The sequence below is a fragment of the Dietzia sp. CW19 genome (assembly GCF_014145265.1).
In the GTDB taxonomy this organism is placed as follows: domain Bacteria; phylum Actinomycetota; class Actinomycetes; order Mycobacteriales; family Mycobacteriaceae; genus Dietzia; species Dietzia natronolimnaea.
Genome location: NZ_JAALEE010000559.1, coordinates 37,571 through 51,282, shown reverse-complemented (window position 1 = coordinate 51,282; position 13,712 = coordinate 37,571). Strand labels below are relative to the sequence as shown.

At 64.6% G+C, this 13,712-nt stretch carries 12 protein-coding genes and 1 pseudogene; 9 read left to right on the top strand and 4 right to left on the bottom strand.

The genetic code is table 11. From position 1 onward, the window contains the following. Positions 1 to 35: 35 nt before the first annotated feature. A complete protein-coding gene (locus G6021_RS15995) occupies positions 36 to 482 on the top strand; it encodes a helix-turn-helix transcriptional regulator (protein ID WP_159110396.1) in 447 nt (148 codons plus the stop codon). After that, positions 451 to 1,728: a type II toxin-antitoxin system HipA family toxin gene (locus tag G6021_RS15990; protein ID WP_347238990.1), complete on the top strand. Its 1,278-nt coding sequence runs from the start codon at positions 451 to 453 to the stop codon at positions 1,726 to 1,728. Before G6021_RS15995 ends, G6021_RS15990 begins: the two co-directional genes overlap by 32 nt. Positions 1,729 to 1,810: 82 nt before the next feature. Here G6021_RS15990 and G6021_RS15985 read toward each other — a convergent pair whose 3' ends face one another. Further along, complete coding sequence (locus tag G6021_RS15985; protein WP_182641721.1) at positions 1,811 to 2,947, bottom strand: plasmid pRiA4b ORF-3 family protein; 1,137 nt, start codon at positions 2,945 to 2,947, stop codon at positions 1,811 to 1,813. Between the two features lie 198 nt (positions 2,948 to 3,145). Here G6021_RS15985 and G6021_RS15980 point away from each other — a divergent pair, with 198 nt between their 5' ends. The 3 genes from G6021_RS15980 to G6021_RS15970 all read left to right on the top strand — a co-directional run bounded on the left by G6021_RS15980 (position 3,146) and on the right by G6021_RS15970 (position 5,096). Beyond that, entirely contained in the window at positions 3,146 to 3,625 is a 480-nt protein-coding gene (locus G6021_RS15980) for a hypothetical protein (RefSeq protein WP_347238989.1), read from the top strand. A gap of 221 nt (positions 3,626 to 3,846) precedes the next feature. Then, complete coding sequence (locus G6021_RS15975) at positions 3,847 to 4,083, top strand: hypothetical protein (protein ID WP_017838078.1); 237 nt, start codon at positions 3,847 to 3,849, stop codon at positions 4,081 to 4,083. Positions 4,084 to 4,427: 344 nt separating this feature from the next. Beyond that, positions 4,428 to 5,096, top strand: a complete 669-nt coding sequence (locus G6021_RS15970; protein WP_182641719.1) for a DUF3800 domain-containing protein — start codon at positions 4,428 to 4,430, stop codon at positions 5,094 to 5,096. Positions 5,097 to 5,335: 239 nt separating this feature from the next. Here G6021_RS15970 and G6021_RS17660 read toward each other — a convergent pair whose 3' ends face one another. Then, positions 5,336 to 6,436 carry a hypothetical protein gene (locus G6021_RS17660; protein ID WP_241736622.1) on the bottom strand — a complete coding sequence of 367 codons (1,101 nt, stop codon included), beginning with the start codon at positions 6,434 to 6,436 and terminating at the stop codon, positions 5,336 to 5,338. Positions 6,437 to 6,560: 124 nt separating this feature from the next. Between G6021_RS17660 and G6021_RS17945 the strand changes: the two are divergent. Further along, positions 6,561 to 7,491 (top strand): annotated as a pseudogene (locus G6021_RS17945) (GMC oxidoreductase); the annotation flags it as partial. Between the two features lie 232 nt (positions 7,492 to 7,723). On the opposite strand, the gene G6021_RS17805 reads toward G6021_RS17945, so the two are convergent. Both G6021_RS17805 and G6021_RS15955 read right to left on the bottom strand, forming a co-directional pair. Continuing rightward, positions 7,724 to 7,846: a hypothetical protein gene (locus G6021_RS17805; protein WP_277817962.1), complete on the bottom strand. Its 123-nt coding sequence runs from the start codon at positions 7,844 to 7,846 to the stop codon at positions 7,724 to 7,726. Between the two features lie 379 nt (positions 7,847 to 8,225). Then, positions 8,226 to 9,185, bottom strand: a complete 960-nt coding sequence (locus G6021_RS15955; protein WP_241736621.1) for a hypothetical protein — start codon at positions 9,183 to 9,185, stop codon at positions 8,226 to 8,228. A 219-nt stretch (positions 9,186 to 9,404) separates the two neighbouring features. Here G6021_RS15955 and G6021_RS15950 point away from each other — a divergent pair, with 219 nt between their 5' ends. The 3 genes from G6021_RS15950 to G6021_RS15935 all read left to right on the top strand — a co-directional run bounded on the left by G6021_RS15950 (position 9,405) and on the right by G6021_RS15935 (position 13,711). Continuing rightward, on the top strand, positions 9,405 to 10,643 hold the full coding sequence (locus G6021_RS15950; protein WP_182641717.1) for a glycosyltransferase family 4 protein: 1,239 nt from the start codon (positions 9,405 to 9,407) through the stop codon (positions 10,641 to 10,643). A gap of 924 nt (positions 10,644 to 11,567) precedes the next feature. Next, complete coding sequence (locus tag G6021_RS15940) at positions 11,568 to 12,596, top strand: UDP-N-acetylglucosamine 4,6-dehydratase family protein (RefSeq protein WP_182641715.1); 1,029 nt, start codon at positions 11,568 to 11,570, stop codon at positions 12,594 to 12,596. Next, positions 12,593 to 13,711, top strand: a complete 1,119-nt coding sequence (locus G6021_RS15935; protein ID WP_182641714.1) for an NAD-dependent epimerase/dehydratase family protein — start codon at positions 12,593 to 12,595, stop codon at positions 13,709 to 13,711. Before G6021_RS15940 ends, G6021_RS15935 begins: the two co-directional genes overlap by 4 nt. The last annotated feature ends 1 nt before the right edge of the window (position 13,712 follow it).

Here is a 13,712-nt window from a genome sequence, read left to right as displayed (position 1 = left end):
GCGTGTTACTGACCCACGCTCCTAGGGCCCGGACTGTGACCGACATCGCTACGTCGGTCAGGGACGCCCGTCTCGCCGCCGGTATGAGCCAGGCCGACCTCGCAGCGGCAGCCCATCTCACACGCTCCTGGGTGAGCCTCTTCGAGAGCGGGCGCGCTCCCAATGCGTCACTGAGCAAGGTCCTCGCGATGATGGACGTTCTGGACGTCACGATCCGGCTGGCGTATCCCGTACCGGACTCGGACACGCCCCCCGCCGAGTCGGCCCGCCACCCGCGGCACCTGCCCGAGGCGGTCGATGCAGTCGAGGCGATGGAGGCACCCGAAGCAGTCGACACACCGGCGGACGATTATGAAGTCCTGACTTCCGCAAAAGTGGCCCCCCCTGGCGAAGTAGCGCTTGCCGCTGCACGCGCCATCCGGGCGGCCCACCGTGCACGCGACGTCGCAGATGACATCACTCAGCGGTCTTCCGATGCCTGACAAGGAACTCGCGGTCCTACTGTCTGGACAGAGACTGGGGACGTTGACGGAGGGCCGTCATGGCAAGCACTCGTTCTCCTACGACCTCGACGGCCCCGAACGGAATCTCTCGCTCTCCATGCCCAGACGCCGTCAGGCCTGGGGCCCCGATCGGGTCGAGCCCTTCCTCGACGGACTGTTGCCCGACAACCAGGCCGCGCGGGTCCAGATCGCCCGCCATCACGGGGCCGTCGCAGGCAACACGTTTTCCCTCCTCACCGCTGTCGGTCGCGATTGCGCCGGCGCTGTTCAGTTTCTCCGCCCCGATGCGATGGATGAACTCGACGAAGGGGTCCTCGTACCGATGTCTGACGCCGACATCAGCAGGAGACTCCGCGAGCTGATCTCGAGCAGACAGGCATCCTGGCAGGCCCGCGGCGAGCATTGGTCGCTCGCAGGAGCTCAGGAGAAGGTCGCTCTCCACCGACGAGCAGACCAGTGGTATCAAGCGACCGGTGCGATCCCCACTACGCACATCATCAAGCCCGGTGTTACCGATCTCCACTGCCAGGCGTACAACGAAGTCTTGTGTCTGCAAGCCGTCCGAACAATCGGTTTGCCGACGGCCGCCACGAACTATGTCGATTTCGCTGGCACTCCCGCTGTGATCAGCCGACGGTGGGACCGCCATGTCGCCGTTGATGGAACCGTGGCCCGTGTCCATCAGGAGGACCTCTGCCAAGCTCTCGCAGTTCATCCGTCGCGCAGGTACCAGGCCGATGGAGGCCCATCCCCCGGCGATGTCATCTCCTTCTTGCGGGCGCTCCGCCTCGAGGAAGACGTCTGGCTTTTCGTTCGAGCGCTTGCGATCAACTTTCTGCTCGGCGCCACCGACGCCCATGCCAAGAATTACGCGATTCTTCACGCCGATGATTCCCCACCCCGGCTCGCACCGCTCTATGACATCGCGTCGATCTACCCGTACTCACCACAACGGAGTCAGCGCAGACTCGCCATGAAGATCGGGAGTCGGTACGCCTACGACGAGATCACCCTCCGCCACTGGATCACCTTTGCGGAGACCAACGACCTCGATCCGAGCGTGCTCACCGCCCAGATCTACCTCGACGCCGATGAGCTGCCCGGGGCACTCCGATCCGCCATCGAGCTGCACCCCCCGCGCACTGACGACGATCACCGGTTGGCAGACACGCTTATGGCCGAGGTCGAGGCCCAGTGTCGACGGGTTCTGGCCTGGTTCGGTTGAGTGAACCGAACTGGGGCGACGACGACGAGGTCCGCCACCCGCCCCCGGCCCGCATAAACCCGGCCGCGCGGAACCGGCCGGGTCAGAACCAGTCGAGCGGGGTGCCGTAGAGCCGATCGTGCGGCAAGCTGCGAGCGATCAGCTCGGTGAGGGCCTGGTGGTCGTTCTTCAACGCGGTACCGCGGCGGGTCGGCCGGAGCTCGCCCTTGTACTTGCGCACCAGCCCCAGCGCGCGGGCCCAGTCCCTCAGCTGCCAGATCGGGAACGTCAGGTCTTCGCGATTGTTCTTCCCGATCCACTTGCGGTCCCAGCCGGTGTCGGCCATGAGTTGCTCGACCATCGTCGGCGGCAGGTACCCGGCCGCGGTGAGCTTGACGCCGTCCCCGATCCGCTCCAGCAGTATCTGCAGCTTGGACGCCTCATCCTGCTGGGCTTCCCGGAGGGTGGCGGGCATGTCAGCGATCTCTACCACGCGCTGTTGCGCATCGTCGAGGTCGAACGCTTCCGCATCCCACCCCGCCCAGAACTCGAGTGTGTGCGGGTCCCAGCCGTCCGGGTCGGCGTCCCCGGCGATCCACTCGTTATATGACCAGATCCCCCCGCAGTCCTCCGGAGGGCATGCCCGGCGACCTGCCACCACCGTCGCATCCGGGATCTCGTCGTCGTCGTCGGGCTCCAGGACCTTCTCCACGGTGACGCGATGCCACCAACTGTCACCGAAGTCGTACAGGTACAGGAACCTATCGCCCACGCTGTGCGCCAGCTCGTCGAGCCGTACGTCAGCCTCGTCGAGTTCGCCCATCTCCCCGGCGTCGGGGTAGTCCATGGAGGCGAAGTGCTCGGCGTCGCGGTCCCGGCGCGACGACGCGTGGACGAACTCGTGCAGGTGACTGTTCGTCCAGCCCATGGCTTCCTGCAGGATCAGGTGCAGGCGCGGCAGCATGAGGTCGCTGCGCAGGTCCAGGCGTCGCCAGATGGGCGGGGACGAGTCCTGCAGCTCGACCTTGACGCGGTAGATCACCGGTGTCTCGCGCCTCGGGTGTCGCCGGTTGACGGCCGGGCGTTCCCACGGGGACTGATAGTCAGCCCCGGCCGCCAGCGAGGCCATCAGCTCGGTCTGCGGGACTCCCGCGCTCGCCAATGCGTCGAGTACCGCGTGTTTCAACTCGTCTGCGGTGAGGTCGCCTGGTCCGTAGGGGCGATCTGTCGAGGGCGTCACCTCACCGACGATACGAGATGCGAGCGGCGCGCTGGGACGCCCCCGTTTGGAGAAGTAGTCTCACCTGCCATGGACACTGTCGAGCCCGGCCTGTTCGACCTACCCGAGCCCGCGCCTGAGCCCACCCCGCAACCCTCGCCTGCGCGGCCCCGTCCCGGCAGGAACCGCGAGACGTGGGCCTGCACTGTCACCGCGGAGGTGACCATCGTCGATGCGGCGGCGGTGACGGCGGCACTGGCCCAGTACCGTGAGGACACGGTGGTGGTCGATGCGTTCTCCGGTGCGGTGATCGGGGACCCGGCGAGTGAGGAGGCGGGGCCCGATCCCACCCTGCCGCCGCTGCCTCAACTGAACTGGCTGATCTGGCCTACGGGCGGTCTGGAGGAGCTCCTCGAAGAGGGCGCGTTCCGGGTCTTCGATGTTGAGAGCGCTGTCACCTCCGAGGCAGCTGACCGGGGCACGGCCACGTGGACGGTCACGGTCAAGCTCACCGACGTGCAAGTCCTGCGGCGCTTGGCCACGCGAGCCCATCCCGCCGACGTCGACCTCTTCGCGGACAGCCTGGCGGCCGCCTGGCTGCGCGCTGCTGACCCGTTCGCTCCCCTGCGCTCGATCCCCGGCATCGAATGGCGGCCGGTGTCCGTCGACATCGAGCACGTGCCGGCGCGAAAACGATGACGACGGCCGCCGCTCCCGCGCTCCGCGCACCGAGCCCCCAACCACCGGGCGGATCCCGCCGAGTGGACGATCCCGCTCGATCCGGGGCGCTCGCCCCCGACGCGGAGCGATCGGGCGGAGGCCAGGACTGTCAGCACGCGGGTCGAGCGACGTGCGGTAGTTGCGCGGAGTGGCGGGGTCCCTTGTGCAGGCCCACGGCGCCGGGGTGGCGGAGAGCCGAGGTGATCTGCCTGCCGGGTGTCGTCCCGGCGCTCAACTGCGGGACCTCCGAAAGGGACGTGCTCGCCTCGACGATGCGCCCACTCGCCCATGTCGACCTCCCGATGATCGGCAGTCCACCATTGCGCATCTGGGTGGACCTTCCGCGGTGGGGCGACGGCTCCACCGGCGAGGGCCCGATCCCCGAGCTGACAAGTAACGTGATCGCCTGGTGGCTCACCGGACCCGCTCCGTCTTAACGCTCACTGTCCGACGTGGACTGCGGTCTTGAGGGCGACGACGACAAGGCCCACGACCGCCGAGAGCGGACCGCCACTTCCCGGCATTCGAACCGACCGGCATAGACCAACTCGTGCGGCGCGACGTAGAGCTAGTCCACGCTATTCACCCACCGCGCCCTCAACTCGTCACAGGGGCCTACAAGGCTGTGACTTGCTGGGGAGTGCCTGTGGATTAACAGCTGAATATTCGCGCTGACCTGCCTTTATGTCATCTGCGGGTAATGGCGCTTAGTGAGTTTCCCGCCCGAGGAGTGTCCTCTCGATGTGCTTCCATAGGTGGCAGTCGAGAGAAAGGCCCCTTCGTGGCGATCAAGTATCTGTTCGCAGATGAGAGTGGCGACCTCCAGTTCCTCCGCAATGGGAAGGCATCCAGGTACTTCGCGGTGGGCACGCTGTGCGCCGACGAAGAACAGGTGTGGGCGCTCCGGACGCGCCTCATGCGGCTCCGAGACGAACTGGCCTGGAAGGCCCAGGGTTTGGATTCGTGTTTCCACGCCTCTCCGGACGCCCAGGTCGTGCGAGACGCGGTGTTCGACGCCTTGGTGGATCTTGAGTTCCGGTTCGACATCACTCTGTTGGAGAAGTCCAAGGCCCAGCCCTCGATCCGCCCAACCGAACCGAAGTTCTACCAGTACGCCTGGTTTTTTCATCTCAGACGGGCCGCCCCTCAGCTGTTCCACCAGGGCGATTCCATCCAGGTCGTCGCCGCTCAGATGGGAACCAGGAAGACCCGGGCTGCGTTCAGGGGCGCCGTGGACGATGTCATGGCCCAGTGTCTGTCCTTCCGCGCCAAGCGAGTATTGGCATTCTGGCGGGATGAGTCCGACTTCGGTCTCCAGGCTGCGGACTACTGCACCTGGGCGGTCACACGGAAGTGGGAGACCGGCGACGACCGGGCTCACAGACTGATCCGGAGCAAGATCAGGATCGAGAGTGACTACTTCGGGTACGGCACCGAGCACTACTACTGACGCACGAAACCCCAACCAACTAGGGATCATTCCCGAAGCCCAGGGGCTCTTTCGTCGATTGGGGTCGCACTGAAAATGTACCACCGTGTCAAGCAACTTGACAGCCCCAAAGCGTGTCGAGGTCATGACGGGCGGCCCTCCATGCCGGTCTCGCAATCAGCCCGTCGACTGCGGCCTGCTCGGACAACGCCTCGGCCGCGTCCAGAAGCGCAGACCGGGCACTGACGAGCAGATCGCCACTACCCTCTCCAGGACTGTTCATGTGCCCTCATCCATTCGATCAACTCGTTCGCCTCTGCGGGTGCCCGGCCCGGCCCGGTCATGAGGTCCACAGCCACCTGGGCCGGGCGGGCGACCGTGAGCCCTTCCAACGCGGTCATGGCGCGTTCCATGACGACGGGGTAAGTGGGTTCGATCAGCAGCACGTTCGCTCCCGCTTCGGTCGCGCGCAAGCCCCAGTTCGCCGCTGCACGTTCGACGTTTCGGACGTACACCATCGCCGACCTGGCTGGCGCGTAGGCAGCCCACGCTGCTGCTGCGACGGACCCGGTCAGCGCGTAGTCGACGTCCTCTTCCTCGCGCACCGTATCGAGAAGGTCCGACAGGCCCCGGGGAGCGATCCAATGGGACACGGCATTGGACCGGAGTAACTGATAGTCGTCGCTCCATCTGCGCAGAAGAGCTGCCCAATCGGACACCAGGAATCGCCGGTCAGGCAGCCGCTGCGCAAGTTCCTGATCTTCGAGAAACTGCATCACACGGTATACCGACCCCACCGAGGCCTTGGCGACGTCGGCGAGTTCCCGCACACGCCATGGCCCGGGAAGATCGAGTAGCGCTCTGACTACCTTCGCCGCGGGTTCTCCCTTAAGGGTGCCCCTCGGGCGCCCTGGCCCCCGCCAGGGATCTCTTTCGGCACCACGATCCGAGACGAAGAGTGCGGGAACGGGGGATGAAACCCTCATATTGCCGGTCGCATCGATGTATGAAATGCCAGCCGCGTCGAGCCGCGCACGGTCGGCGGGCGCGAGATAGCGAGTCAAGACCAGGCACCCACTGTCCGGCACCTGGGCCATAGTGTCGCCGCACCTCTTCCGAAGCGCAGGTATGTCGCGAGCTACGACGGCGCTCTTGACGGTGACACAGAATGTTGCGGCACTCCCATCGGGAGCCTCGGCGACAATCAGAGAATCGGCTCCGCCAGATGTCGACGATGTAGCGCCCTGCCTGGTATCGATCTTCCACTCCGGCGGGAGTCTCTCGCGAAGTGCCTGGGACGCGACATCGACGAGTTCCGCCTCCGAAGGGGGTCTCGAATCTATCGTCTTACCGTTTATCATGTTCGGATAATAGCGCCGTTCCGCAGCCAACGGAAGCAGACAATTTGCCGAACACCGCCAGCGCGACGCGACTCAGCCCTCGCCGGGCCACACCACGTCCTGCACCACCTCGTTGCGCCGCAGGAACCACTTGAAGCGCGAGGCGGCGGGTACCGCGCAGGCCTCCGCGCTGGGCGGTGAGGTGATCTACGGCAACAACGCGGGCAAGAAGTCGCTGGACAAGACGTACCTGGCCCAGGCCGCCGCCACCGGCAGGCTCACCATCTCGCCGCTGCACCGGGTCACGGCCGTCGCCCCGGCCAACGGCGGCGGGTACCGGGTGACGGTCGAGCAGATCGACGAGCAGGGCGCGGTGATCGCCACCAAGAACGTCACGGCCGACCGGGTGTTCTTCGCCGCCGGCAGCATCGGGACCAGCAAGCTGCTCGTGTCGATGAAGGCGCAGGGCCTCCTTCCCAACCTGTCGTCCCAGGTGGGCGAGGGGTGGGGCAACAACGGCAACGTCATGGTCGGGCGCGCGAACCACATGTGGGACGCCACCGGTTCCACGCAGTCGACTATCCCCACCCTCGGGATCGACAACTGGGCCGACCCCACCGCGTCGATCTTCGCCGAGATCGCTCCCCTACCGGCCGGGCTGGAGACCTACGTGAGCCTGTACCTGGCGATCGCCAACAACCCCGAGCGGGCCCGCTTCCAGTTCAACTCCGCCACCGGCAAGGTCGACCTGACCTGGAGCGTGTCCCAGAACCAGCCGGGCATCGCCATGGCCAAGCGGGTCTTCGACAAGATCAACAAGAAGGAAGGCACCATCTACCGCACCGACCTGTTCGGCGTGTACAAGACCTGGGGCGACGACTTCACCTACCACCCCCTGGGGCGGCTGCCTGCTCGGCAAGGCCACCGACAACCACGGGCGCCTCCACGAATACCCCGGCCTCTACGTGGTCGACGGATCCCTCGTCCCGGGAAACGTGGGAGTGAACCCGTTCGTCACCATCACCGCACTCGCCGAGCGCAACATGGACGCGATCATCGCCACCGATCTGCAGTAAGCGGGTCGCGTACGCGCGGGTCCGGCACGAACGGGCGACGCTGACGGGCCGGATCCCCACCGGGGTCCGGCCCGTGCGCCGTGGTGCGGGTGGGGCGGAATAACCGAACGACGACGAAGGCCACCTCCACAACGAATGACCAGCTTCCGCCGAGTCGCGCGGAACCGGCCGAACTAGCCCGAGAATAGGAGCCTGCCGACGAGGCGGCGGGCCTGGCGGCGTCGTCGTCAGGCTAGATAATTGACACCTCATTCGTGGTCGCCTCGTCGTCGGCGGCGATCGCGGTGTACACCTTTACCGGCTTGCACGCCGGGTCGGCGATCTTCACCGCACTGCTGGCGGGCAGCACGGTCATCGGGCCGTGGAACGCGGTAGCGCCTCAGGCGGCGGCGCATCCCACGTTCATGCCCCTCGATTCCCTCGCGGTGGCGCTCGTGGTCATCGCGGTACTGGCGTTGCTCGAACGCCTAGACGTCGACGACCATTTCCGCGCCCACTCCCCCAACACCACCGGCCAGCGAGTTCGCGACCACAGCGAGCTGCCCGGCCCCCAGGCCCGAAACAAGGCACCATGCTCATCAGAAGGAGGATCCTCCGCGGTCCCGCCCGGTCCCCGATCCCCGACAAAGCCGGGGCCTGTCAGACAAATCTCGTCTCTAAGGCTCCGGGTATTTGACACGGCCCCGGAAGGCACCAAGAACCGAAGCAATCCTTGATCGCCGCTCCGGATCGGCTCACGAGCTACTTCGCATCGAGCGCGCGATACTCGGTGCCGCCAGGTAGATCCCCGTCACGGGAATGGCCGCTAGGCTCCTCCGCGGTGTGTGACAGACATACCCACAGAGAGCCGAAGCCAACGCCGCAATGCCGGACACACGCCAGTGCGGCCACCCGGTTTCCTGAATCAAGCGCTGATACGCATGCTCCCTGTGCGCCTGCGTGATCGACTCTCCACGGGTTGCGCGCTTCACGATCGTCGATCCAGTGTCCGCAAGGTAGGGAATGAGCGGAGAAAGCGTATTCACGGCCGCGCCCAGGTCCAGACGCTTGTCGGTGAATGAACTCTGAATGACAGTTGCGGCAATTCCCCCGCCGAATAGGTAACTACCAACATCACCGAGGAACATCGACGCCTCCGGCACGTTGTACGGGAGGAATCCCAAACCCATTCCCGCGGTGACCGCGCCCTGCATTCGGGATTGCGACGGGACGCCTTCGGTGCTGGCGACTGAAGCCCCCCATGCGACCGCGGTTCCACCCGAGATCCCATTGATTCCATCCATGAAATTAAATGCATTAACGATTGTGGGCATGACGACCGCGCCGACTATTGCACCCTTGATGCCGCCGGAACGCGCACCGACCCCGGCTCCCACCGCGACCTGAGCCGAGAGCCGCGGAGCCGCCCGGAGCCCAACATGATCGTCCAGCCGCCCCACGAATCCCAGAGCCGCGCTCGCCGTAATCCACTCTGAGGAAACCTCCCTGCGCGCACTCCGAGCTGCCAATAGACCGGCCACCGCGCCCACCGCACATGCGAGCCCTCCCCCGCGCGGGGTGGGAACGGTGTGCGAGGAACGATCATTCGGAACGTCGAGATTACGTCGACGATGAAGCCAAGTCTTGACAACAGGCCCTGCAGCCGCCGTGGACGCCGTAGAGGCCAAGAGCGCACCGAGAGCGGGGTAGGTCATGTGGTTAGAGTTTCACACTTAGATGTGGCGTCGCCACGCCCACCCACACTGCCTTGCGAGAACTAGTATCGTCGCAACCTGAGACCCTCCCGAACCCACTACATTTCACCGCGCAGATTGAAAGCATAGGCAGCACGCCATCTGGAAGACCGTACGAAGCCCAGATGTCGTTCCGAACGAATACGCCTTGAGCCCCCAAGATGAAAGAGCCTTTCGAACTTGAAGATCGGAATCCTCAGCCACTGGTTCGATCCGGAAGGTGGCGCAGCAGCCGGCCCCGGAACCATCGCGCGAGCGCTTCAGGCTCGCGGCCATGAGGTCGACGTCCTCACTGGGTACCCGATCTACCCCGCGGGTCGCGTGTTCGACGGATATCGGATTCGGCCGTACATGCGGGAAACAATTCGGGGCGTGAACGTCCACCGCGTCCCCGCCTACCCGAGCCACGACGACAACGCTGCCCGACGAATGGCCAACTACCTTAGTTACGGGGCTTCGTCAACTCTCTCAGCGCCTGCAATCCTTGGAAAGTCCGACGTGGTGTTCGTCTACTCGTCTCCGGCCACCGCGGCCACTGCCGCAGGACCGCTGCGAGCACTCAAAGGGATCCCCTACGTCATGCAGATTCAAGATCTGTGGCCTGACACCGTTACGTCGAGCGGATTCGTGGACGACTCCACCGGTTCCCGAATGGAGCGGGCACTCCACGTGTTCTGCAACGAGACCTACCGTCGGGCGGCACACGTCGCGGTGATCTCTCCGGGGATGGCCGATGTGCTCCAGAGCCGTGGCGTTCCCGCGGAGAAAATTAGTGTCGTTCCCAACTGGGCTGAGGAGTCGTCGTTCCGCCCCGTTCCGAGAAACGAGGAACTGTCGGCACAACTCGGGATCGATCGAGAATTCACGATTATGTATGCTGGCAACCTCGGAGAGATGCAAAATTTGGACGCTTTCCTGGATGCTGCGTCTATTCTCCGCAATCGGAGCGACATCGGGTTCGTGCTCGTCGGTGCAGGAGTGCGCGGTGATGCTTTGGCCGAACGCGTCACGAAGGAAAGGCTGGATAACGTTACCTTCGTCGGCCCGCAGCCGTTCGACAAGATGGCGGATATCCTCGCACTCGCCGATGTCCAGCTCATCTCATTGAAGGACGTTCCCCTCTACCGGATCACGATGCCAAGCAAGGTCCAGGCCAACATGGCGGCGGGCTTGCCTATCATCGCCGCCGTTGCTGGCGATGCTGCTCGAGTAGTCGAGGACGCCGACTGTGGCCGTTCGGTAGCCCCAGGAGACGCGAACGCGCTGGCGTCCACGATCAGCGAGCTGGCGGATATGAATCCCGCTGCTCGAGAAGAACTCGGCCGGAAGTCGCGCGACTATTACACTTCCCATTTCTCAGAGAAAGCCGTTGGCGATTCCCTGGAAAAGCTTCTCTATCAGCACCGAAAGCGACGGTAGAACCATGAAGACAGTGGTAGTGGTCGGCGCTTCAGGTTTCGTCGGTTCGTCTGTGTGCCATGCCTTATTGCTACGAAGACACGACGTCATCCGGCTCAAGGCGCCTCGTCTCGATCCGACCGGCGGGACGTCCGGCGCTGATGCCGCGCTTGCAGAGGTGCAGCAAGCCTTAACTTCGTGCGATGCGCTCGTCAACGCGGCCGGAGTTTCGGAAGCGACCGGAACCAATCATGACCAATTGACGACCGCGAATGGAGTACTCCCCGGCGCGCTCGCATCCCTCTGTGCCGACGCGGACGTTCGCTTCGTCCATGTGAGCAGCGCGGCCGTTCAGGGTCGACGCAAGACACTCGATGCCGACCCTTCAACCTCACCCTTCTCTCCCTATTCTGAGTCGAAGGCCCGCGGCGAGGCAGCAGCGCTGAGACACGCCCGGACGTGCGTTTACCGTCCGCCCGGCGTTCACGGCCTGGACCGCTCCGTTACCAAGACCATCGCCAAGCTCGCGCGAACCCGCGCCTCGAGTGTTGCTGGCGATGGGACTGGGAACACTGCTCAGGCTCTCATCGGGAACGTCGCCGATGCGATTGCTTACCTAGCGACTTGCGACGAGACTCCACCCCCGATTGTCAGCCACCCATCCGAAGGCCTGACCACGTTCAACCTTCTCGAGGCTCTCGGCGGTCGAGCCCCTCGACGGGTTCCCCGTACCCTGGCTCGCGGCACAGTATCTGTCGCCTTCGCGGCTGGGTTGTTAGACGCCCGTCTTACGGGCCAGGCTCGGCGTCTTGAGATGCTCTGGTTCGGCCAGCAACAAGCGGAAAGCTGGCTGTCTCGAGCAGGGTGGACAGCCCCACACCAACAAGACGCTTGGCGCGAGCTTGGCCGTAAACTTGCCCACGACTCAGACTGTAAGGACGCCGAATGACCTCCCTCAATGGAGCCGCTGTTGCCATCACGGGAGGAACGGGATCTTTCGGATCGACCATGGCCCGGCACCTCCTCAGCCTTGGCGCCGACCGGGTGAACATCTTCAGCCGAGACGAAGCCAAGCAGGATGAGATGCGGTCGAGGTTCGACGAACCGCGACTCAGATTTTTCCTAGGTGACGTTCGCGACCAGGACAGTGTCGAGAACGCGTTCGTCGGTGTCGACTTCGTCTTTCACGCCGCTGCCCTGAAGCAAGTTCCCTCGTGTGAGTTCTTCCCCGACCAGGCGGTGAAGACTAACGTCGACGGAAGTCGGAACGTGATCAACGCCGCACACAAGCTGGGTGTGCGGTCCGTCGTGTGTCTGTCGACTGACAAGGCCGTATACCCGGTCAACGCCATGGGGATGTCGAAGGCGCTCATGGAGAAAACTGCGCAGGCTTTCGCCCGCAACAACCCGAGCTCCCCCACCACGGTCTCCGTCACCCGCTACGGCAACGTGATGTACTCCCGCGGCTCGGTCATCCCGCTGTTCGTACGTCAGATCCGGGAGGGAAAGCCCCTCACTCTGACCGAAGGGTCGATGACCCGGTTCCTGATGAGCCTGCAGGAGTCGGTCGATCTGGTCGAGCACGCCTTCTTCCACGCCGAGCCCGGCGATCTGTTCGTCAAGAAGGCCCCGGCCTGCTCTGTCGACGTCCTGGCCCGCGCAACAGCGAAGGTGCTCGGAATCGAAGAGCCGGAGCTCGTCAAGATCGGGCTGCGGCACGGGGAGAAGATGTACGAGACGCTTCTCTCCCGAGAGGAGATGACCAAGGCGACCGACCAGGGCGACTTTTACAAGGTCCCCCTCGACGCCCGCTCGCTGCAGTACTCGGTGTACGTCGACGAGGGCGATACCGCCGCGGAGAAGACCAAGGACTTCGACTCGAACAACACCGAGCAGATGGCGGTCGACCAGGTGGCGTCGCTCATTTCATCCCTCCCGGAGATGCAGCGAGTCCTCGCGGAGGTGAACCGATGAAGATCATCGTCACCGGCGCCCGCGGGTTTCTGGGGTGGCACACCCGACTCCGGCTCGCGGCCGTCACCGATCACGAGGTCCACCCGGTTACCCGCGAGAACTGGTCGCAACTGACCGACATGGTGGCGGACGCGGACGCGATCATCCATATCGCCGGCGTGAACCGGGCAGCAACCGACGACGAGGTCGAACAGGGGAACATCCGCCTCGGTGACGACGTAGCCGAGGCGATTAACAGCGCCGCGCGTCCGATCCGTGTGGCGATGGCGGGAACCATCCAGGTCGAGCGCGCCAATCCGTACGGCCGCGGAAAGCTAGCCGCTCAGAACCGCATCGCCGAGGCCACGCGCGCCCAAGGCGGACACTTCGTCGAAGTACGCCTGCCCAACCTCTTTGGCGAGCACGGTCTTCCGAACTACAACTCGTTCGTCGCGACGTTCGTCGACGCGGTCATCAACGGCGTGACCCCTCAAATACGCGACAACCCCGTGGAACTCCTCCACGCGCAGGACGCGGCCCAGTCGTTGATGGACGCCCTCGTGAGCACGGGGGACATGCTCCGGCCAGCCGGTGAACTCACCGGAGTGGTGGCGGTGTGGGAGCTCCTAGAGGAGTTCCACCGTTCCTACGTGCCGATCGGCGAGATCCCGGACCTCAGCTCGAAGTTCCGGATCGATCTGTTCAACACGTATCGCAGCCGGCTATTCCCGCAGCATTGCCCGATCACGCTCGTGCCCCACTCGGATCCCCGCGGCTCGTTCGTGGAGACCGTCCGCTGCCGCGGCGGCGAAGGGCAGTCCTCCTTCAGCTCCACCGTGCCCGGAATCACCCGCGGTGAGCATTACCATCTGACCAAAGTCGAGAGGTTCGCCGTCATCCAGGGCGAGGCGCGTATAAGTCTCCGGAAGATGTTCTCGGACGCGGTCTATGACTTCCAGGTCTCCGGCGACACCCCGGTCGCGATCGATATGCCCGTAGGGTGGGTCCACAACATCACCAACACAGGCGACGAGATGCTCCTGACGCAGTTCTGGAGTCACGAGTTGTTCCGGCCCGATGCGCCCGACACGTTCCCCGAACCCGTCCGCCCCGTTGCCGAGGAGTCCGTTCGGTGAA

Coding starts and splice junctions, on each gene's coding strand:
- G6021_RS17805 (WP_277817962.1), bottom strand. CDS start 7,846: ATGACCGTGCTGCCCGCCAGCAGTGCGGTGAAGATCGCCGACCCGGCG.
- G6021_RS15955 (WP_241736621.1), bottom strand. CDS start 9,185: ATGACCTACCCCGCTCTCGGTGCGCTCTTGGCCTCTACGGCGTCCACG.
- G6021_RS15990 (WP_347238990.1), top strand. CDS start 451: ATGACATCACTCAGCGGTCTTCCGATGCCTGACAAGGAACTCGCGGTC.
- G6021_RS17660 (WP_241736622.1), bottom strand. CDS start 6,436: ATGATAAACGGTAAGACGATAGATTCGAGACCCCCTTCGGAGGCGGAA.
- G6021_RS15935 (WP_182641714.1), top strand. CDS start 12,593: ATGAAGATCATCGTCACCGGCGCCCGCGGGTTTCTGGGGTGGCACACC.
- G6021_RS15940 (WP_182641715.1), top strand. CDS start 11,568: ATGACCTCCCTCAATGGAGCCGCTGTTGCCATCACGGGAGGAACGGGA.